Consider the following 20,138-nt stretch of genomic DNA (forward strand, 5'->3'; position numbering starts at 1 on the left):
TGAATACTCTGGGTTAAAGGTTGTTTAGTTCAAAGCTCCAGCGACCATTAAACGCTTGATAAGCACTTACTTTGGCCTGTAATGAAGCAATTGTTGAATCAACAGCGTTCTCTTGCGCTATTAAAACATCCTGTCTCGCATCTAACAACTCTAAGTAAGGAATTTGTCCTTCTTGGTACATTGCTTGAGCTTGACCAAATGCTTTATTCGCATAATTAAAACGTTGATCAGCATAACTTAACTGTTGCTGCTGTTTGACTAGCCTTTGTAAAGTAAGTTCACTATCGCTAATGGCTTTTAATACTTTACTTTGATAGTCACTGTAAGCGGCTTCACTTAAAACTTGCTGTGCATCACGCTGCGCTAATAATGCAGGATAGCTGAGTAATGACCATTCAACTTTTGGCGTTACTTGCCATTGTTGCACGGTATCTTCTAAGCCATTGCTGGTTAAGCTCACCACACCTGCAAACCCGGCCAGACTAATATCTGGCAGTAATGCTTTTGAGGCGGCAACACTTAGCGAATAAGCCTGACTAAACTGATATAAAGCACTGGTGATATCTGGTCTGAGTGCCATTGCTTCACTGGCTTTAGTAAACGACACGCTAAATTCATGGCTTAATAACTCAGGCTCTTCAACCAGTGTTATATCGCTTGCAAGTCGCCCAGTTAGCACCGCAAGGGTTGCGAGGTCACGATATTGCAAGTAGCTAAGCTCAGGAATAAGCGCTTGTTGTTGCTTTAACTGGGCAAGAGTGCGGTTAAGATCAAGTTCATTCGCAACCCCCTCTTCTACTCGCGCTTTGAGCACATCAATACTTTGCTCGAGCGCCTCGATTTGCATCTCAATGATAGCTTGCTTTTGTACATTACCTTGATAGCTCACATAGCCCTGTACCACAGCTGAAACCACTTCAACCTGTAATGCTCTTAGCTGCTCTGCTTGGTTTAGTGCACCTGCATTAGCAGCATCGACTAACGCGGTAATACGGCCAAACAAATCAAGCTGCCAATTAACATTAACCCCTGCGTTTGATTGGCGCGTAATAGCGCCATCTAAGCTGCTTCGCTCTGCCCCAACGCTTAGGCTGCCCTGCGGATAATAATCCGCGCGGGCTGCACCTAAACGGGCAATGGCTGCATCAAGTTGAAGTTGACTGGTTTTTAGGTCGTGATTCATTGCTAATGCATCAGTCACTAAATTGTTTAACTGCGGCGAATCTAAACGGCGCCACCAATTATTTTCGCTCGCACCTTCGTTTTGTTCACCAATTTGTGTATCGCTAACAAATTGTGTCAGGCTCACTTGCTGCTCTTGCATATCGACGCTTTGTGCGCAGCCTGCCAGTGCTCCGGCTAACAGCATTGCACTAACTAGTTTGCCGTGTTTAAAGATTGCTTGAAGAGGCTTATGCATCATGTTGCTCCTTCTGCGATTTTTTAGTTACTAACATATAAAACACCGGGGTGAACAATAAGCCAAACACGGTTACACCAATCATGCCTGAGAATACTGCGTTACCCATGGCATGACGCATCTCTGCACCTGCACCAGTTGCTAAAACAAGGGGAACAACACCTGCTGTAAAGGCAATTGACGTCATTAAAATTGGGCGAAGTCTTAAGCGACAAGCTTTAATAATGGCTTCAAGGTGAGACAGCCCCGTTTTATGCTGATCTCGTGCAAATTCAACCATCAAAATGGCGTTTTTGCTTGCCAGTGCAACCAGTACGATGAGTGCAATTTGCGTGAAGATGTTGTTGTCATCACCAACAAGCCACACACCTAACAAGGCCGAGAAAATCGTCATAGGCACAATCAAAATAATAGCCAGTGGTAATCTTAAGCTCTCGTATTGCGCAGCAAGTACCATGAACACAAGTAATACAACCAGTGGGAAAACATACACCATGGTATTGCCTGCTAATATTTGCTGATACGTTACTTCTGTCCATTCAAACTCGATACCATTTGGTAATGTATCCGCAAGGATTACTTCAATCGCATGCTGTGCTTGGTCTGAGCTATAACCTGGCGCAGGGCTACCATTTAGTTCAGCTGTTGGATAACCGTTATAGTGCATTACACGATCTGGGCCTGTTGTAGGCGTGACCGTTAATACAGAGCCTAATGGCACCATCTCACCCATACGGTTACGTACCTTAAGATTCAAGATTTGATCTGGATCTTGACGGTAATCGGCATCAGCTTGTGCATTAACCTGATAAGTACGACCAAACAAGTTAAAGTCATTCACGTACACAGAACCTAAGTACACTTGTAAGGCATTAAATACTTCATCAAGTGGAATACCTTGAATAAGCGCTTGCTCACGGTCAATGTCAATATCCATTTGTGGTACTTGAATTCTAAAGGTTGAGTATAGGCCCATTAACGCAGGGTCTTGCTGTGCTTTAGCAATGGTTGCTTGTAAGCTATTAAAGAGTGCCTCAAAGCCTTTGTTAGCACGGTCTTCAATTTGTAGTTTAAAGCCACCTGTTGTCCCTAAACCTTGAATTGGTGGTGGCGGGAATACCGCAACAAACGCTTCATCAATAGTCGCAAACCTTTGATTTAACTGAGCCGCAATTGCCATTGCTGACATACTCGGATCTTGGCGTTCTTCAAAAGGTGCTAGTGGAGTAAACATAATGCCGCTATTTGGGCTATTTGTGAAACCATTCACCGATAAACCAGGAAACGACACTGTGTTTGCAACACCCGGTACTTGTAATGCAATTTGTTCCATTTCTTGCACGACTTCTTGAGTTCTGTCTAAGCTTGCCGCATCTGGTAGCTGTGCCACAGCCACTAAATATTGCTTATCTTGCTGTGGGATAAAACCACCTGGTACTGCATCAAACAATTTAACTGTGCCACCAACAAGCGCAACATAAGCAACTAATAAAATTACACTCATACGAATTAGCTTTTGTACCAGCTTTTCGTAGCCATTGGCGCCTTTATCAAACAAGCGGTTAAAAGGTTTAAATAACCAGTTACCGAATACACGGTTTAATAACTTAGTTAAGCGATCTGGTTTTGCATCATGGCCTTTTAGTAACAGCGCTGATAATGCAGGTGATAGTGTTAACGAGTTAAACGCTGAGATAACCGTCGAAATAGTAATGGTTAATGCAAATTGCTTATAAAATTGACCAGATAAACCTGTAATGAAAGCAGTAGGAATAAATACCGCACACAGTACTAGTGCAATGGCGATAATTGGCCCTGTTACTTCGGTCATCGCGACACGGGTTGCTTCAAGGGGTGATAAGCCCTGCTCTATATTACGCTCAACGTTTTCAACTACAACAATGGCATCATCAACAACAATACCAATGGCAAGTACCAAGCCGAATAACGATAAGGTATTAATAGATACACCAAGCCATTGCATTACCGCAAACGTACCAATCAAAGACACCGGTACCGCAATAAGCGGGATAACCGATGCACGCCATGTTTGTAAGAACACCACTACAACAATAACCACTAACGCAATTGCCTCTAGTAGCGTTTTAATAACAGCATCAATTGAGCCGCGTACGAATACAGTTGGGTCATAAACAATGTCGTATTCAACACCAGCCGGAAAGTCTTTTGATAAACCTTTCATGGTTTCACGCACTTGATCAGAAAGCTCTATCGCATTTGACCCCGGGCGCTGGAATACCGGCATAGCAAGGGCTGGTTGACCATCTAACATCGCTCTTAGTGCATAAGTGTCTTGGCCTAATTCAAGGCGTGCAACATCACTTAAACGTGTAAGCTGACCTTGCTCACCTACTTTGATGATCACATTTTCAAATTCTTCTTTTGAGCTTAAGCGCCCTTTTACATTCATCAGAATTTGAAATTGATTACTATTCGAAGTTGGTTGTGCACCTAAACTACCCGCAGCTACTTGTTGGTTCTGCGCGCGTAATGCATTTACTACGTCCATGGCTGTTAAGTCACGTGCAGAGAGTGCATCAGGGTTAAGCCAAACACGCATTGAATATTGACCACCACCAAACATACGAACATCACCCACACCAGGAAGACGTGCAATTTGGTCTTTGATATACAAATCAGCATAGTTCGCTAAGTAAGTTGTATCATGCGTTTTTTCAGGTGAATATAAATGCACCACCATGGTTAAATCTGGTGATGATTTTTCAGCTACAACACCTAAACGCTGAACTTCTTGCGGTAAGCGTGGTAGTGCACTATTTACACGGTTTTGCACTTGAACTTGTGCACGGTCTAAATCAGTGCCTAATGCAAAGGTTACCGTCAACGTCATGCGACCATCACTGGTTGCTTGCGAAAACATATACAACATGTTTTCAGTACCATTGATTTCTTGCTCAAGCGGCGTCGCCACTGTTTCAGCAATTACCGTTGGGTTTGCACCCGGGTAACTTGCCGTCACAACAACAGTCGGAGGCACTACCTCTGGGTACTCACTCACTGGCAATTGAAATAACGAGATTGCCCCTGCGATGAGAAAGATAAGCGACAGCATCGCTGCAAAGATGGGTCGCTGGATAAAAAAGTGTGAAAATTTCATTTTGACCTACTGTTTAGCAACCAAATCTGAGTGATTATTTGAAAGAGTGAATGCAATTCCATCGCTATTAATAGTGACTGTGTTTGGTGAAATAGGCATACCAGGACCAACACGCGCCGGGCCATTAACAGCAATCACATCATTTTCGTTTAGACCTGACGTAATCGCTCGTAAGCTTCCGTAACGCTCACCCACAGTCACTAATTTATATTCAAGAACATTGCCTTCACCAACGGTAAGTACAAAGCGATTCTTTAAATCAGTCCCAATTGCACGTTCTGGCACGATGACTTTTTCGCTCACTTTATTGGCAGCAAGTTTGATACGAGCAAATGAACCCGCACGTAATTGTTGTTCATCGTTTTCAAACACTGCACGTACACGAAGAGTGCCGGTAGTTTCGTTGATTTGGTTATCAATGAAGTTGATTTTGCCATTGTAGTTAAAGCTGGTTTGACCCACTTTTTGCATCACAACCGCTTGTTCACTTTGCGCTGTCACATCAGCAAATGACCGATTCCACGTACGCTCATCAATATCAAAATAAGCATACATTTGCTGGTTTGAAACAATGCTTGTTAATACGCTTTGACCTGCAAGAACATTGTTACCTTTGGTGATATTCGCGCGAGATACAACGCCATCAATTGGCGAACGCACTTGAGTAAATGCTAAATCAAGCTCAGCGGCAGTAAGCTCAGCTTGTAGTGCTAGCAATTGTGCTTCGCGTTGTCTTAGTGTTGATTTACGAGACTCAGCTTGCTCCGTTGAAATCGCTTTTCGCTCTGTTAGGCGATCTGCGCGTTTTGCTTCACTTTTAGCTTGCTCAAGTGCTGCCTTAGCACTTTCGATTTGTGCCTTTAAGCTATCTACTACGGCAGCAAATGGACGAGCATCAAGGGTGAAAAGCAAATCACCTTCTTTAACGCTATCACCTTCTTTAAAGTTAATTTTATTGATAACACCCGAAACACGCGGCATAAGCGCAACTTCTTGTGGCGCCTCTAAACGCGTTGTATAGGTGTGCCAATTTTGAACTGGCTTAACAAGTACTTGTGCTACATCGATAGGTTGTAATTGCTGTTGCTGCGCTGCTTGATTGGCTTCTGTGCCACACCCTGCAAGCGTTAAGCTCGCAATGGTCACTGCCACTGCAAGAATAGATTTGTTCATCACGACTCTCCTGTTAATAGATTGGAGACAATGTTACGTAACTAATTAGCGGATAAAAATGATAGATTTTTAAATTCATTAATGCCAGAATGGCACCAATAAAGTTTAAGGAACTGCTATGGATACCACCAGCCGCTTATTAATGTTGCTTGAAGTGATTGAACGAGGCTCATTTGCCAAAGCCGCAGAGTCTAGAAATATAGACCGCTCTGTCATTTCAAAACAAATTAGCCGTCTTGAAGATGAATTAGGAGTGCGTTTACTTAATCGAACCACGCGCTCTTTTTCGTTGACTGCCGCTGGCGCTGAAATGGTAAAAAAAGCAGCTGAACTGAGAGATTTGTTATCTGATACCGTAAGACTTGCAGAGAATTACCACCAAGAACCCCGTGGTACTTTAAAAATTACTTCATCAAGTATTATCGGTAAGCGTTATATTCAGCCTGTAATTAATGACTTTCAAAAGCGTTTTCCGCAAGTTGAAGTAGAGCTTCGTTTAGACGACAGACTGATTGATTTAGTATCAGAGGGCTATGATTTAGCGTTTCGTGTTGGCGAACCAAAAGACTCGTCATTCATTGCTCGTAAAATCGCCCGCAACCGTATGTTACTTTTAGCCTCACCTGAGTTCATCGAAACATACGGTATGCCTAAACATGTTGAAGACTTAAAAGAATTACCTGCTGCTAGCTATTCAAGCCCAAGTAAACGCATTGGCGGTATTCGTTATCGTAATGCCGATGGCGATATTATTGAACAAAATATCAAAAGCGTCTTTCGTGCGAACGATGCCGAAGTACTTTTGATGAAGGCTATCTCAGGCAATGCTTATGTGCTAGCACCGGCTTTTATTCTTGATGATGAAGTTAAACGTGGCGATCTCGTGCCTATTTTAACCGATATGGAATTACTCGATTACAGTGCGGTGTATGCAGTTTACCCACACAGAGACTTACCTGTAAGAACACGTTTATTCTTTGATGCTATGCGTGAATACATAGGCAAAGATATTCCAGTATGGGAAGCAAACATTCCTGACTTTGACACTATGTACAAAGGCTAACTTGCTAAGCTTGAATAGCCACTAACTCGCTTTATTTTGTTTGCTTAATTCATAAGCCGTTACCACTCTATTTCGGCCTTGCTGTTTTGCTTGGTATAGTGCATCGTCAGCACGCTTAATAAAGTTTTTAAGGGTTTGGTTTGGCATGTAGCAAGCCACACCAATACTAATAGTCAAATTAATAGCTTGCTCGTCTATGTTGTGGATGGTTGTTGCTAAGTGCTCGCGCAGCATATCTGCAAATTCATAGGCACTTTGCGGGTCGCTGTCAGGTAAGAAGATAGCAAACTCCTCACCACCAATACGAAAAACATAGCCTCTGTTAATGCGCTGCCTGAAGAAACTGGTTACTTCAATTAAAATGCGGTCGCCCACATCGTGGCCGTATTGATCATTAATATTCTTAAAGTAATCAAGGTCTAGCATTAAAATAAACAAACCATTTTTGTTTTTTAGCTCAACTTCAAAATAATGGGTCATCGCTAAGCGGTTACCTGCCCCGGTTAAAGGATCAAGTAAGGCTAAGTTTTCGAGCCGCTTACCGTATTGTGCACGACTATTCTCAAAAGTATGAGACACCGCCCATATACTGATGTAGGTAAACGAAAAATTAAGTAAAAAGTTAATACTATTGAGAGGTTCAAGACTTGGCTTGGTTAATAGAATAACACCTTGTAGCACAGCCACTATCAGCGACAAAACTTTGCCGTATTGTTTACCTAATAACAGATAAAACAAGACCGGTAGTGAGCAAGTCCAAATAAACAACAAACTTTTAATGTCGCTGAGATACGTGCCTAACGTGATGAGTAGCGATAAGAAAACGCACAATGTGAGTGATTGCCAAAGATGACCGTTGCGTTTTCGAGTATAAAAAAAGATATAAAAACAAAACGATGCAAAAACGACTTCTAATGCCCCAAGAACAAAAAAGTCATTAATAAAAAGATTAAAACCAGCGAATATTCCTGCAAGTACACCAAGACAAAAGCCCATCCATTTAAGAACGTTATTTCGTAATGCTTGAGTGCCTCTTAGCGCCCCAATATCCATCAGGTTTCTCGTTATTGTTTAAGTTGCCTAATTTTAACGCGAAACAAGAATTATAGGAACAAATTATTAAGCAAACTTGCATAAAAATGCAAACGTTTACATAAACACCAGAAAAACTAATACTTTTTAATTTTGATTTTCAAATCATAAAATGTGCTATGAGGTACAAGATGCTAACAGGAAGCGATTTTACAGCGCGTCCAAATACAGCGAGCACCTAGCAGCTAATCATTAATCAAGTCACTGACCTCTTCAATTAACTCATCAAACTCATCGTGAATGTTACGACGTTGTTTTTCGGTTAACGTAGGCTTTAGCTCCAATAGTAAGTTAACGTAGTTATCGAGATTTTTATCATCGGCGGCAACTAACTCATCGCTCATAAAGGCAAAACGATCATTAATAATAACAGCAAGTTGTTGGTTAAAATCTGCTGGTTTTTGCTTTTGCATAAACAGCGTTTTTAATGTATCTAAACGCTTTTGTTTGTATTGCATCCACAGTAAAAATGTACTGACTCGAGTATTTGATGAGTTCTCTATCAGTGTTTGTTGCTGTGCAGATAGCTTGGTACCGAACCACTCTTTATAGTTTTCAAGGTTTTCTTCTAAACGTTCTTTTTTATGTTGCTCAGGCGATTTCTCTTCGTGTTCTTTGTACTCATCGTTAATGTTTTCTTGCAGTGCAGCAACAAACTCAACTCGCTGTTCATATGAAAGAGAGTTTGCTAAATCAATAAGTTCAGGCTCGATTTTATCAACCAGCGTTTGCCAATGCTGCTTTGCTTGTACGAAGTGTGCTTTAAGCTCGTTATGATCAACTTGCTTATCTAACATGGACTTTAAGCTTTCAAGATCACGTTTGTATAAAGGGAGTTGTGTTTCTCGATGCCAATCGCGGCTGGTTTTGACGATATGCTTAAATTTATCAGTTTGGTCGCTGTTGAGGTCAACATAATCATCAATCCAAAACCCTGATAACCAATCCAAGTTATTGTAAGTAAAGCTAGGAGAACACCCAGCAACGGTGAACAACAAACTAAATACGATTAAATACTTTGATAGCTTTTTCATTGTAGTTTTTTCAAATCCTGTTTCAAAACAAAGTAAACTTACCACTAAGAACAAAAATTCAGCAACCGCAATTAAATGAAATTAATTATCATTTAGGTGTTGACGAACGATTAAACCTAAGTAATAATCGTTATCAACAACTTGGTTCGCTAAACTATTCTCACAGCAACATCATGCTGTTAAAGGCTTTGATGCTGTTTAACCAAGTTAGTTCAAGACGTAACTCTTGATTGTCGTCTGTTTCCTCGACCCGAACATAGACATAAAACGTTACACTTTACTTGCTACATTGCTCATATCGGTGACGGTAGATATGACACGAAAAAGCCCGCTACGGGCTTTTTTTATTTCTTTAATTTTTCTGTAAAATCTGTATCTTAAGCCTACTTGTTAATTGCAAAGCTTGCCGCTGTCTATAAATTGGGCATTTGCAGCTGTTGGGTCTAAACTAAAAGTGATGTTTTGCTCAGTGGCTGTTTGGCAATGCATTTTATCAATAGCTCAATGCTTTGTTATTGATACCTAACACACATTTGGAGGCAGACTATGATCAAGCCTAATTTTAAATCACTATTGCTCGCTAGCACGTTAATCTTGTCACCTTTAGCAAATGCCAGTCTTGAAGATGCCCAATTAGCGGCAAATGAAGGTCGTTTTGAAGAAGCGCTTCATGAATTTAATTACCTTGCAGACAGAGGTTATGCCCCTGCAATGTATGAGCTTGCTAAAATGTACGAAGGTGGCTTTGGTGTGCAACGCGACTACCGTAAAGCAGCAGAGTTGTACGAAAAGGCAGTAAAAAAAGTACATGCTGATTCAATGTTTGCATTAGGTGTACTTTATCAAGAAGGTAAAGGTGTCAAACTTGATAAAGAAAAAGCAATTTCATTATATGAAATGGCATCACAAAAAAATCACCCGGCAGCTCAGTTTAATTTAGGGGTTATGTACGCCAATGGCGAAGGGGTAATTCAAGATTACCGCACAGCACTCAGCTGGTACCAAAAGGCGGCAGCGAATAACTTTACTCTTGCTCAGTTCAATATGGCCCTGATGTATTATGAAGGTTTAGGTGTTCCTAAGAACCTCGAGAAATCATACATTTGGAATACCATTGCTGAATACAACGGCAACATGGATGCAAGCCATAGCCGTAAGCTTGACGAGCGCAATATGATGCCTGCAGAAATTGAAGCTGCGAAAGAAAAAGCAGACGCGATTTATGCAAAAATTCAGGCTGGTTTATACGCACCTGACGGGCGTCTATAATGAGCTTTGTACTTGCGCTTATCAGCGCAAGTACATCCATTTTAATAGTTTGATCAGCAACTTATTTTGCTTTAGCAACAAGCTGGTACGAGGATTAAACTTACCTGATACTAAGGTATTTCTTGCATGGCTAAAGGTTTTAAAGCCCTCAATACCATGATAGTGCCCCATCCCAGACTCACCAATACCACCAAATGGTAACTGATCGGCTGTTACTTGCATCAATACATCGTTAATTGCCAATGTACCACTTCTGATTGATGAACTTAACTTACTTATTTTGTCTTTGTCATGACCCAAAATATACAAGGCAAGAGGTGATGAATCGGCATTGATGGTGTCAATCACCTGTTGCAGTGATTCATAACTCATAATTGGCAGTAAAGGGCCAAAGATCTCATCTTGCATTACCCGCATATCGTCATTTAGTTGCGTTAAAATATGCAAACCCATGCGATGTTTAAGTTCATCGACTTGATGCCCTTCTATTGGCTCGAACACTTGAGCCCCTTTGTCTTTTGCATCATTTAATGTCGCAATTAAACGTTGATATTGCCTATCAGAGACAATCGAGGTGAGATTCTTACCTTCAACACCTTGTTTAAAGTGCTTTTTATACAGCTCACTGAGTTGCAGAACTAACTGATGCTCAAGCTTTTTGGGCACAAACACATAATCAGGAGCAACACATATTTGCCCTGCGTTGTTTAACTTGCCGAATAACAGGGTTTTTGCAGCCTCTTTGATATTCACATCATCAAGAATCACAACCGGCGATTTACCGCCTAACTCAAGGGTCACTGGGGTGAGGTTTTTACTGGCCGCTTGCATCACTTTACGCCCTACTGATGTTGAGCCAGTAAATAGTAAATGAGCAAAAGGTAAATCACAAAAAGAGGCGGCAGTGTCGGCTTCGCCTTCAACAATAATACAGTGCTCAGCAACGTCACCGTCCATTATCTGCTTGATAACAGCATTGGTATGTGGGGTAAATTCGCTTAGTTTTAACATCACGCGATTACCCGCCGCTAATGCGCTAAGAGCCGGTACTAATGCTAATTGAATGGGGTAATTCCATGGCGCGATAACACCCACGACCCCTTTAGGTTGGTAATGAATATGTGCCGATGAAGGCCATAAACTGATACCCACACTGCGTGATTCGTTTCGTGACCATTTGGGTAAGCGCTTGATGATGTCGGTTAATGATTTTACCGTTGGCAGTAAATCACCCAGTACCGTATCGAACTCAGTACGGTAACCAAAGTCTTTGCTTGTTGCTGCAACTAGGGCTTGCTCATTTTCAATTAGGCGGGATTTAATCGTTTTTAAAAGCTTTATACGCTGTTCAATAGCTAAATAAGGCTCGGCCATAAAAGCATCGTTGAGTTTTATAAATTCACTCTGTAATTGTGCGTGTATATCAGTCAAAACATCATCTCTTGATAAACGATTTTAGCCACTATAACTAGCTAAATTTATCTGAGCAACTTTATAAATGTAAAAACAGCGCTCATAGTGAGCGCTGCTATTGGTTGGAATAGGTTGAAAACTTAAAGGCTTAACTAAAAACCAAATACCACTGCGGCAATAGTCATAGTAACTACCGTGATCATCGCAATAGCAATTATGTTCAGTGCAAAGCCAGAGCGGATCATATCGCGCATTTGAATTTGCCCAGAGCCGAACACTATTGCATTAGGCGGTGTCGCAACTGGCATCATAAACGCACAGCTACACGCAATAGCCGCTGGAATGACCCATACCAGCGGTGTACCAAATACTGACTCAGCAACAGGGCCTAAAAGTGGTAAGAAACCTGCCGCTGTAGCTGTGTTACTAGTGATCTCAGTTAAGAAAGTGATTAAGGTTGCCACTGCTAGAACACTTAACACCAATGGAATTGCACTCGCCCCTTCAATCATGTGAGCAATATACTCAGCTAGGCCAGATGATTTAATTTGCGCAGCCAGTGTTAAACCACCACCGAATAGTAGTAACACGCCCCACGGTACTTTAGCGGCACTTTCCCAATCAAGAATACGCTCACCATCACCTTTGTTTGCCGGTAACACGAACAATAATAATGCTGCAGCAATAGCAATACCCGTATCAGAGATTTTTAAGCCCGATAAGTCGGCAAGTACAGGTCTGAAGATCCAGCATACTGCCGCTAAAACGAACACGGCTGCTACGCCTTTTTCAGCGCGCTGCATTGCACCAAGCTCTTGTAACTGCGATAGGAATAACGACTTAGTATCTTTACTTGCTGCTTTAGCACAATCGGTATCTACTTTATAAGCAAACTTAGTTAACCAAACCCAACATAAAGCCAGCATAACAGTTGCAAGAGGTACACCTACTTTCATCCACTCAGCAAAGCCAATATCAATTTTGTAGCTGTCTGATAAATACGCAGCCATAAGTGCATTAGGTGGGGTACCAATTAAAGTAGCAATACCACCGATACTTGCACCATAAGCGATTGATAATAATAATGCTTTACCAAATTGATCATTTTCAGGGTTAGACTGTTTAACCAACATAGTAATCGACATAGCAATTGGTAACATCATCACAGCAGTTGCTGTATTTGACATCCACATTGATAAAAATGCCGTTACTAACATCATGGCTAAAATTTGTAGGCTTGGCTTAGTACCAGCACGAAGCATGGTATTAAGTGCAATACGCTTATGTAAACCCCAACGCTCCATCGCGATTGAGATCAAAAAGCCGCCTAAGAATAAAAAGATCAAAGGGTGTGCATAAGGTGACGCGACCCCTTTGATTGCTGCAATGCCAGCAAGAGGTGATATAACCAGTGGCAATAATGAAGTAGCAGGAATTGGCACAACTTCGCTTACCCACCAAGTAGCCATCCAAAATGCAAGGCCTGCGGTACGTAGTGCTGATACACTCATACCCGCTGGTGGATCAATTAAACACGTTAATAACATTACTAATGGGCCCAGTAGTAACATCACTGTGCTCATTAATGGGCGTGGCTGTGAGCCATCTTTTGTTTGATTTACTAATGACATACCGACTCCTTAGAACTTGTATTTAAGGCCAATTGCAACGCTGTTGTCTGATTCAAGTTCTAAATCTAAATCAGTATAGAATAAGTATGCTGTGGTTTGTTTATCAAAAACATAGTCAACACCTGCTGTCCATTGTTTACCTTCTTCAGCATGGCGAATTTTTGAGTCGTCTTTAACATATTGCAGCTTAGGTACCCATTTATCGATTGCATAGCTTGCGCTAAGTGCATAGCCATTGCCTTCTTTCGTACCGTCGGTTGATTCGCTGCGCTGGAATAAACCCGCTAACTGTAGGTTTTCAAGTTTCCATGCTGCAACAACGCGGCTTGCTGTTAACTTATTAAGTGCATCAACATGGCTGATAGCAACATAGTAGTCTTTAGATTTTAATGCACGGTCACCATAAATAACCGTTGCCGCAAAACCATCTTCATCGTTGCTACTGTCATCTTTTGGTGCATAAGTTAGCGCTAGTGATGCGCCACCGTATGTTTTTGAGCTGTAGGTAATGGTATCGCCGATACGGTCTTGACCAGGGATCAACTGAGCAATATCTGCTTGGGTTTCGTTAAAACCGTCGACTTTACCTTCTGAGTATTTAAAACGAGTGTCATTACGACCGACAACCACTTCACCAAAATCACCTGCAAGGCCTAAGTAAGTATTACGAGCTGAAAATGGCTCACTTGTATCGTCATGCTCAAAACCTTTTACTTGTACTTCGTATTTGAATACTGCTTTAAGCGACTCAGTTAGTTTGTGGCTACCTTTAATACCAATACGAGAAAAAGGTGCTTCGATTTGCGTACCTTCATCTGCATAGCGCATAACGCCTGTATCTGTGTTTGCTATTTGAACTTCTGCTTTACCGTATACCGCGTAGTCTGCTGCCATTGCTGAGCCAGCTGTGCTCGCTAAAATCACAGCCGCTGCTACGCGTGTTTTTGTATGAGTGAATATTGTTGTCATTATGCGCCCCTTATTAGGTTCAAATTGTTGTTCCTAACTATTAAGGCAAGTTGGTTGCCAACTTAGTTAATTTTAAAAAAGCTTTTAAATAACAGTGAATTAACTTTATTGACGTAAAAGAGGCTGTTTTTTATGGGTGGATATCCACACATTTTTAAAAATGTGCTGTCACCAGTTCCACCCATTATGAAGAGTTTTATATGAGAGGGTTGCTTAGTCTTTGAACATTTCGCGATTAATACCGTACTTGGTCATCTTGTCGTAAAGAGTTTTACGAGCAATTTGTAATGTGACCATGGTGTCTTTTATGCTGCCGTTGTTTCGTTCTAGCGCTTCTTCGATAAGTGACTGCTCATAAAAGCTAATTTTCTCGGCAAGGCTTAAGTCTTGAGCAAGCTCGTTGTCACTGTTTGCATCACTGTACGAGGCAAAGGCCAGATCAGAGCCTAGCAATACCGCACGTTCAGCCTGATTTCTAAGCTCTCGCACATTACCCGGCCAATCGTAGGCAAGAAGTCGCTGCTTTGCTTCACTACTTAGTGGTGCAGGCGGTTTATGAAAACGTGTCGCTGCTATCGAGCTAAAATGTTTAAACAGCAGTGGAATATCGGCCTTTCTGTCTCGTAATGCCGGAATACTCACTTTAACTAAGTTTAATCGGTAATATAAATCGGCTCTAAACTCCCCCGCTTCGACCAGTGTCATTAAGTCTACTTTTGTAGCTGCAACTATACGCACGTCTAAATCAATGGCGTGGTTATCACCTACAGGCGTTACTTTACGCTCTTCAAGCACCCTTAATAACTTTACTTGTAAACTTGCAGGCGTTGACTCTATTTCATCTAAAAAGACAGTACCGCCTTTAGCAAATTCAAACTTACCTTGGCGAGATTGCGTAGCACCTGTGTATGCACCACTGGCTGCACCAAAGAGTTCGCTTTCAATCAGTTGCTCGGGGATTGCACCGCAGTTTATGGCAACAAAATTAGCCGCTGATCTGTTACTTTGATCGTGCAAGTAACGGGCAACTAACTCCTTACCTGTGCCTGTTTCACCTTCTATTAAAACATCAGCGGGAGTATCGATAACTGCATTGAGTAAATGCATCATTTGTTGCATTTGCTCGGTTTCACCTAAAATTCGCACACCGGGCGCAGAGGTTTTCTCTACTGCGATTTTTAAGGCGCGGTTTTCCATCACTAAGGCACGTTTTTCTGAAGCTCGCGCGATACAGTCTAACAATTGCTCGGTCAGTGGTTTTTCGAATAAATCATAAGCGCCAAGTTGCATGGCTTTAACGGCAACTGATACATCAGCAAAGCCGGTAAGAAAAATAACCGGTAGCTCACTATCAAAGGCTTTCACTTGTTCTAAAAATGCCAAACCGTCCATTTTTGGCATGTTTATGTCGCTTAAAACAATTCCCTCAAAGCGACGACTCAATTTTGAAAGTGCCGCAGTTGGCTCACTAAAACACTGAACTTGATAACCTTCAATCTCAAGGAGTTGCTTTAATGAATCGCGTATCACCGCTTCGTCATCAATAACGATTACCTGATTACAGGTCGCTGCAACTACACTCATGATGGTTCCTTATTTGTTTGTAAGGTTATTATAAATTGTGCGCCGCCTTCAGGGCGGTTATGCGCAGATAATCGACCGTTAAATGAGTCGATAATTTGCCGTGAAATAGATAAACCCAAACCTAAACCGTTGCTGGTTTTAGTACTGTAAAATGGCTCAAAGATGTTACCTAATGCGTGTTGATCAATACCTGGGCCTGTATCAAGAATTGATAGCTTAACGCGGTCGTCGAATAGTTCGAGGTCGAAACTCAATTCGCGCTTTTCAGATTCACTCATTGCTTGGCTGGCATTGGTGATCACGTTTACCAAGACTTGTTCAAACTTAACGCTGTCGACCCACACCGTTATGTTTGCATCAATATCAGCAGCTTTTACCTCGATATCGTCTTGCTTTAACTGGGCGCTGGCGATCATTAACGCATTTTTTAACATGCTCGCTAAGCTTTGCTGCCTAAGTTGGGTTTGTGCGGGTTTACTAAAATGCTTAAGCTGAGCGACAATTTTGTGAACACGCTCTATTAGAGATTGCACCAGTACTAAATTTTCGCTGGCTTGCTCAATATTGCCTTTAATAAGCAACCTTTTTGCACTTACTAAATAAGTGTTCATGGCACTTAAGGGCTGATTGATTTCATGGTTAATGCCCGCACTTAATTGACCTATCGTTGCAAGCTTGGCTGTTTGGATCAGTGCTTTTTGCGCTTTTTCGAGCGCTTGGGTTCGTTCAATTACTTCTTGCTCAAGGCTATGTCTTGAAAACAAGAGCTTTTTGTAGCCCGCAAAGCGCACCATAGCCATATGAATAAGCACAACAGCAATAGCATAAAACACACTAAACCAAAGCAGTCGAGGTATTTGCGCAAGCTCCACATTAGTTACATCCACCAGCACACTGGCTTTGGCGTTTATAATGTCTATTGTTTCTGTGGCACTAATAAAGCGCGCTTGCTTGCCATTAAGCTGAATATTTTGCTGTGCGGTTTGTTCACTTAAAGACTTATGATTATGATTAAGTAAACTCGGTTTATGAGACAAGTAGCGGCGCGACTTAACCAAAGCAGCCATTTGTTCGTCGTTAAGCGATTCAAGTGACTTTAATCGCCAGTCCTCAACGTCTGACATCACAATAACGCTATCTTCTAATGCGATATAGAAGTGGGTGCTGTCTGATGCATTAAGTAGCTGGCGGTCTTGTTCAAACTTTTTAGCATTCACTTTTAAAGTGACAACGGCAATAACTTTGCCTTTATCAATAACCGGCTCTGAAAAGTAAATGCCCCGCTCACTTGAGCGCATACCTAAAGCAAAATAAGCTACTTTTTCACCCTGCTTGGCTAAATAAAAATAAGGCCGAAAAGCAAAATTACTGCCCAAAAAGGTGTAATCAACCTGCCAGTTACTACTTGCCACGACCGAGCCTGTTAAATCCATTAAATAGACATCTGATGCACCACTGGCACGTTGAATATCTTCTAAATAATAATTAACGGCTTGCTCGCCTATACCTTGCTTAACCACAAAAGATTTAACTAAATCATTGGCACTCACTAGAGTCGGAATTGTTTTAAATCGGGCTAATTCGCTTGAAAAATAATGACTTAACTGAGTAGCTTGAACACGGCTTTGTTGCTCTGCTTGTTGATAGTCGTGAGCGCGTCCAACGTAAAAAACTAATACAAGCAACAATAAAAGCATTGCACCTGCAATAACTAACTTTTTACTTAATGACGACATTCAAACCTTTGAGAGCAGAGCAACTAAAAATTGAACTGGTAGTGTAACGATAAATCTTCTGTTGTACCAGCGACAGCGCCATTGTCCATTCGTGGATCAAACACATTATATTTTTTACCTAACAGGTTTTCTACTTTGAGCATTAGTTTGCTGTTAGCGTTTAGTTGCCATTTTAAGCTGCCACCTAATAAGCTATAGGCAGACTGTTTAAAGTGAGCACCGGTAACTGAACTTACTTCTACTTTATCACGCCATAGTAGGTTTAAACTCACTTGCCAGCTGTCAGATAAATTATAACTACTCACTAAGCTTGCAAAACGCTTAAAGCTCGCATTAATTGGGTCTTCAAAGTATTGCGTATAGGTACCTGTTACAGAGAACTCTTTACTTGATTGCCAAGTAGCATCGAGCTCAATACCGCTGTTTTGGGTGTTAAATGAGTTTGTAAAAGTAAACAAGGCATCATTAGATTGCGTTGGCTCAATATTTATAAAATCATTGAGTTCATTATAAAAAAGCACCGCATTAGCTTGTAACTCTGAGGTCTGATAATGCCAAACAAGCTCAGTGGTTTTTACCGACTCAGAGCGAAGCGATGGGTTACCTACTGTGACATCATCATTTGAAAAAAGCTCATTCGTAACGGGTGTTCTGAACGATTCGCCATATTGCACTTTAACGGTATGCTCTGGGTTTATTACATAAACACCCGCAAGGCGAGGCGAAAGTTTGCTGTCGATGTCTTTCACATCGTCATAGCGTGCCCCTACAAATAAAGTAAGTGCATCTGAATAAGGTACTTTTAACTGCCCGTAGGCGCTATATGTTTCGAAGGTATATTTAAGTGATGCAAATTCAGGAAAGTCCATCACAGTCACGATACCTTGCTGATAATAAGCGGGGCCAATAATGACTAACATCGACTCATCATCATAGTAATTAGTACGCACCCCAGCTTCGACCTGTTTAGCCTCTGCGTATTCTATACCCGCTGCAAGCTGCCATTGATTTTCAAATTGATAACTCAGTTCAGTCTCAAATTTGCTATCGGTCGTTTGCCAAGCTGGACCAAGTAAAAAGTCAGGTATATCGTCAAACGCAGCGATTAAACCAGCACTTGAGATATTATGTTTAGTGTACGAGTAACTAGAGTCTAGCTTTAACTTATCGTTATTAATCCAGTTATATTTAACGCCAACAAAGGTGTTATCACTGGTGTGTTGATTTTGCGTTGAATAGCCGGCAAGGTTTAAAAATTCATCAAGAGAGGTTTCGTTGTAACGAGCACGTAATTGCAGCTTTTTGTAATCAACACCTGCTTCTAGGTAAAGCGCCTCAAGAGGATCTTTTACTCCTTGCGGGTAGCTTTCGCCGTCTTTTTGATCATACGAAAAAATCGCAAAGAGTTCGGTATCATCACTTAAAGAGGTATTGAACTGCCCTGTTGCCCCGTAGCGACCATTATTGCCAACCACAAGTTGCAGAGCATTTCGCTCTTTAGAGGTAACAATATTCATCACCCCTAAAAACGCATTACTGCCATACAGCGCCGAGCCTGGACCGCGAATAAACTCTATTTTTTCAATGATTTCAATAGGAATATAAGGCATGTAAACAGAGGCTTTACCAAATGATGATTCATTGACACGCTCACCATTGATCATCACCAGTACATTGCCGCTATCAAGGTATACACCTCGAGCATGATCTTTAGGCACAGCACCAACCCAATCGCCACGGGTTGATTGCATACCTGGCACAAAATTCATTACCTCATAGGCGTTATCAACACCAAGCGCTTGAATTTGTTTACGGCTAAATACACTCATGGTTGAAGGAACAGATGACAAGGTTTCGCTGGTTTTACTAGCAATATCGACTTGCACATTAAGCAAGTCTTCAAAACTTAAAGAGAATAAGTCTTGCTCGTCAGTCGCATTTGCAACCATTGGAATGGTTGAGGCAACTGCAATTGAAAAAAGTGCTGAACATCTTAAAAGCTTCACGCTGCGAGATACCTGTACTAATAGCCCATGCTGCAAAAGCAACACCTTGTTTACACTATTAATACAAAAGATTGGCAAGCTTGCAATGTTTTTATAGTTTTAGTTGAAGAGTTCTCGGAAGTAGATACAAAAAAACCCACTTTCAGCTAAAAATGGGTTTTAATTTTATTGAGCTAAGCTTAATTAAGCTGTTTCAACATTAGCAGTACGCTTTGCCTTGATGTACTTATATAAACCAATAAGTGACGCCGCTATCCAGAAAATTTCGATAACAAAACTAGCAAGGTTAAAGTTATAACAAAGACTAATCAGTAACAGAATTGCACCTGTTAAGTTCATCATGTTATACACAAGGCCGGTTGGCGATGCTTTATTCAGTTGTAATAAAAAGAAAGCACCAACCACTAAGAATGTGCCTGTCATGCCAATAATATCAAATAAAAGTGCTATCACGTGCGTGAGTCCATTTTGTTCATGTGTTTATACCCATACAACTGGCCCAATCCATGGGGAGGGTTGTTTTCATTCATTGAAACAGCAAACCGGTCAATAGTACCAGAGCATGAGGGATAAACGAGGATAAATGTCCGTATTTTAATTACAGTTAAT

At 41.3% G+C, this 20,138-nt stretch carries 14 protein-coding genes; 2 read left to right on the plus strand and 12 right to left on the minus strand.

Features of this window, described 5'->3' with window-relative positions; translation table 11 throughout:
* Positions 1-13: 13 nt before the first annotated feature.
* From EXT43_RS17270 to EXT43_RS17280, 3 genes are read right to left on the minus strand one after another with little or no spacing between them, the layout of a single operon-like run.
* The gene (locus EXT43_RS17270) at positions 14-1,420 is read right to left on the minus strand and encodes a TolC family protein (RefSeq protein ID WP_130167545.1); all 1,407 of its coding nucleotides are present in this window, start codon (positions 1,418-1,420) and stop codon (positions 14-16) included.
* A complete protein-coding gene (locus tag EXT43_RS17275) occupies positions 1,413-4,559 on the minus strand; it encodes a multidrug efflux RND transporter permease subunit (protein ID WP_130167546.1) in 3,147 nt (1,048 codons plus the stop codon). The genes EXT43_RS17270 and EXT43_RS17275 overlap by 8 nt, the downstream gene beginning before the upstream one ends.
* Before the next feature lie 6 nt (positions 4,560-4,565).
* On the minus strand, positions 4,566-5,732 hold the full coding sequence (locus EXT43_RS17280) for an efflux RND transporter periplasmic adaptor subunit (RefSeq protein ID WP_130167547.1): 1,167 nt from the start codon (positions 5,730-5,732) through the stop codon (positions 4,566-4,568).
* A 118-nt stretch (positions 5,733-5,850) separates the two neighbouring features.
* Here EXT43_RS17280 and EXT43_RS17285 point away from each other — a divergent pair, with 118 nt between their 5' ends.
* Positions 5,851-6,795 (plus strand): LysR family transcriptional regulator, encoded by a 945-nt coding sequence (locus EXT43_RS17285; protein ID WP_055199166.1) that lies wholly within the window; start codon positions 5,851-5,853, stop codon positions 6,793-6,795.
* Between the two features lie 21 nt (positions 6,796-6,816).
* On the opposite strand, the gene EXT43_RS17290 is transcribed toward EXT43_RS17285, so the two are convergent.
* Both EXT43_RS17290 and EXT43_RS17295 read right to left on the minus strand, forming a co-directional pair.
* Positions 6,817-7,848, minus strand: a complete 1,032-nt coding sequence (locus EXT43_RS17290) for a GGDEF domain-containing protein (RefSeq protein ID WP_130167548.1) — start codon at positions 7,846-7,848, stop codon at positions 6,817-6,819.
* A gap of 224 nt (positions 7,849-8,072) precedes the next feature.
* Positions 8,073-8,921: a DUF6279 family lipoprotein gene (locus tag EXT43_RS17295; protein ID WP_130167549.1), complete on the minus strand. Its 849-nt coding sequence runs from the start codon at positions 8,919-8,921 to the stop codon at positions 8,073-8,075.
* A gap of 546 nt (positions 8,922-9,467) precedes the next feature.
* Between EXT43_RS17295 and EXT43_RS17300 the strand changes: the two genes are divergently transcribed.
* Positions 9,468-10,190, plus strand: coding sequence for a tetratricopeptide repeat protein (locus tag EXT43_RS17300; protein WP_054563984.1), 723 nt, complete (start codon positions 9,468-9,470; stop codon positions 10,188-10,190).
* A 21-nt stretch (positions 10,191-10,211) separates the two neighbouring features.
* Here the strand turns inward: EXT43_RS17300 and EXT43_RS17305 are convergent, their stop codons facing one another.
* The 7 genes from EXT43_RS17305 to EXT43_RS17335 all read right to left on the minus strand — a co-directional run bounded on the left by EXT43_RS17305 (position 10,212) and on the right by EXT43_RS17335 (position 19,982).
* Positions 10,212-11,564, minus strand: a complete 1,353-nt coding sequence (locus tag EXT43_RS17305; protein ID WP_130167583.1) for a coniferyl aldehyde dehydrogenase — start codon at positions 11,562-11,564, stop codon at positions 10,212-10,214.
* Between the two features lie 191 nt (positions 11,565-11,755).
* Entirely contained in the window at positions 11,756-13,186 is a 1,431-nt protein-coding gene (locus EXT43_RS17310) for an SLC13 family permease (protein WP_240701534.1), read from the minus strand.
* Between the two features lie 57 nt (positions 13,187-13,243).
* Positions 13,244-14,203 carry a porin gene (locus tag EXT43_RS17315; protein WP_058584269.1) on the minus strand — a complete coding sequence of 320 codons (960 nt, stop codon included), beginning with the start codon at positions 14,201-14,203 and terminating at the stop codon, positions 13,244-13,246.
* Between the two features lie 213 nt (positions 14,204-14,416).
* The gene (locus tag EXT43_RS17320; RefSeq protein ID WP_130167551.1) at positions 14,417-15,787 is read right to left on the minus strand and encodes a sigma-54 dependent transcriptional regulator; all 1,371 of its coding nucleotides are present in this window, start codon (positions 15,785-15,787) and stop codon (positions 14,417-14,419) included.
* Complete coding sequence (locus EXT43_RS17325; protein WP_130167552.1) at positions 15,784-17,523, minus strand: ATP-binding protein; 1,740 nt, start codon at positions 17,521-17,523, stop codon at positions 15,784-15,786. Before EXT43_RS17325 ends, EXT43_RS17320 begins: the two co-directional genes overlap by 4 nt.
* Before the next feature lie 23 nt (positions 17,524-17,546).
* Positions 17,547-19,529 (minus strand): TonB-dependent receptor, encoded by a 1,983-nt coding sequence (locus EXT43_RS17330; protein ID WP_240701531.1) that lies wholly within the window; start codon positions 19,527-19,529, stop codon positions 17,547-17,549.
* 183 nt (positions 19,530-19,712) lie between these two features.
* Entirely contained in the window at positions 19,713-19,982 is a 270-nt protein-coding gene (locus EXT43_RS17335) for a hypothetical protein (RefSeq protein WP_054563978.1), read from the minus strand.
* Positions 19,983-20,138 lie beyond the last annotated feature (156 nt).

The sequence above is a fragment of the Pseudoalteromonas sp. CO109Y genome, assembly GCF_004208935.1.
Taxonomy (GTDB): Bacteria; Pseudomonadota; Gammaproteobacteria; order Enterobacterales; family Alteromonadaceae; genus Pseudoalteromonas; species Pseudoalteromonas shioyasakiensis.

Coding starts and splice junctions, on each gene's coding strand:
- EXT43_RS17270 (WP_130167545.1), bottom strand. CDS start 1,420: ATGCATAAGCCTCTTCAAGCAATCTTTAAACACGGCAAACTAGTTAGT.
- EXT43_RS17275 (WP_130167546.1), bottom strand. CDS start 4,559: ATGAAATTTTCACACTTTTTTATCCAGCGACCCATCTTTGCAGCGATG.
- EXT43_RS17280 (WP_130167547.1), bottom strand. CDS start 5,732: ATGAACAAATCTATTCTTGCAGTGGCAGTGACCATTGCGAGCTTAACG.
- EXT43_RS17285 (WP_055199166.1), top strand. CDS start 5,851: ATGGATACCACCAGCCGCTTATTAATGTTGCTTGAAGTGATTGAACGA.
- EXT43_RS17290 (WP_130167548.1), bottom strand. CDS start 7,848: ATGGATATTGGGGCGCTAAGAGGCACTCAAGCATTACGAAATAACGTT.
- EXT43_RS17295 (WP_130167549.1), bottom strand. CDS start 8,921: ATGAAAAAGCTATCAAAGTATTTAATCGTATTTAGTTTGTTGTTCACC.
- EXT43_RS17300 (WP_054563984.1), top strand. CDS start 9,468: ATGATCAAGCCTAATTTTAAATCACTATTGCTCGCTAGCACGTTAATC.
- EXT43_RS17305 (WP_130167583.1), bottom strand. CDS start 11,564: ATGGCCGAGCCTTATTTAGCTATTGAACAGCGTATAAAGCTTTTAAAA.
- EXT43_RS17310 (WP_240701534.1), bottom strand. CDS start 13,186: ATGAGCACAGTGATGTTACTACTGGGCCCATTAGTAATGTTATTAACG.
- EXT43_RS17315 (WP_058584269.1), bottom strand. CDS start 14,203: ATGACAACAATATTCACTCATACAAAAACACGCGTAGCAGCGGCTGTG.
- EXT43_RS17320 (WP_130167551.1), bottom strand. CDS start 15,787: ATGAGTGTAGTTGCAGCGACCTGTAATCAGGTAATCGTTATTGATGAC.
- EXT43_RS17325 (WP_130167552.1), bottom strand. CDS start 17,523: ATGTCGTCATTAAGTAAAAAGTTAGTTATTGCAGGTGCAATGCTTTTA.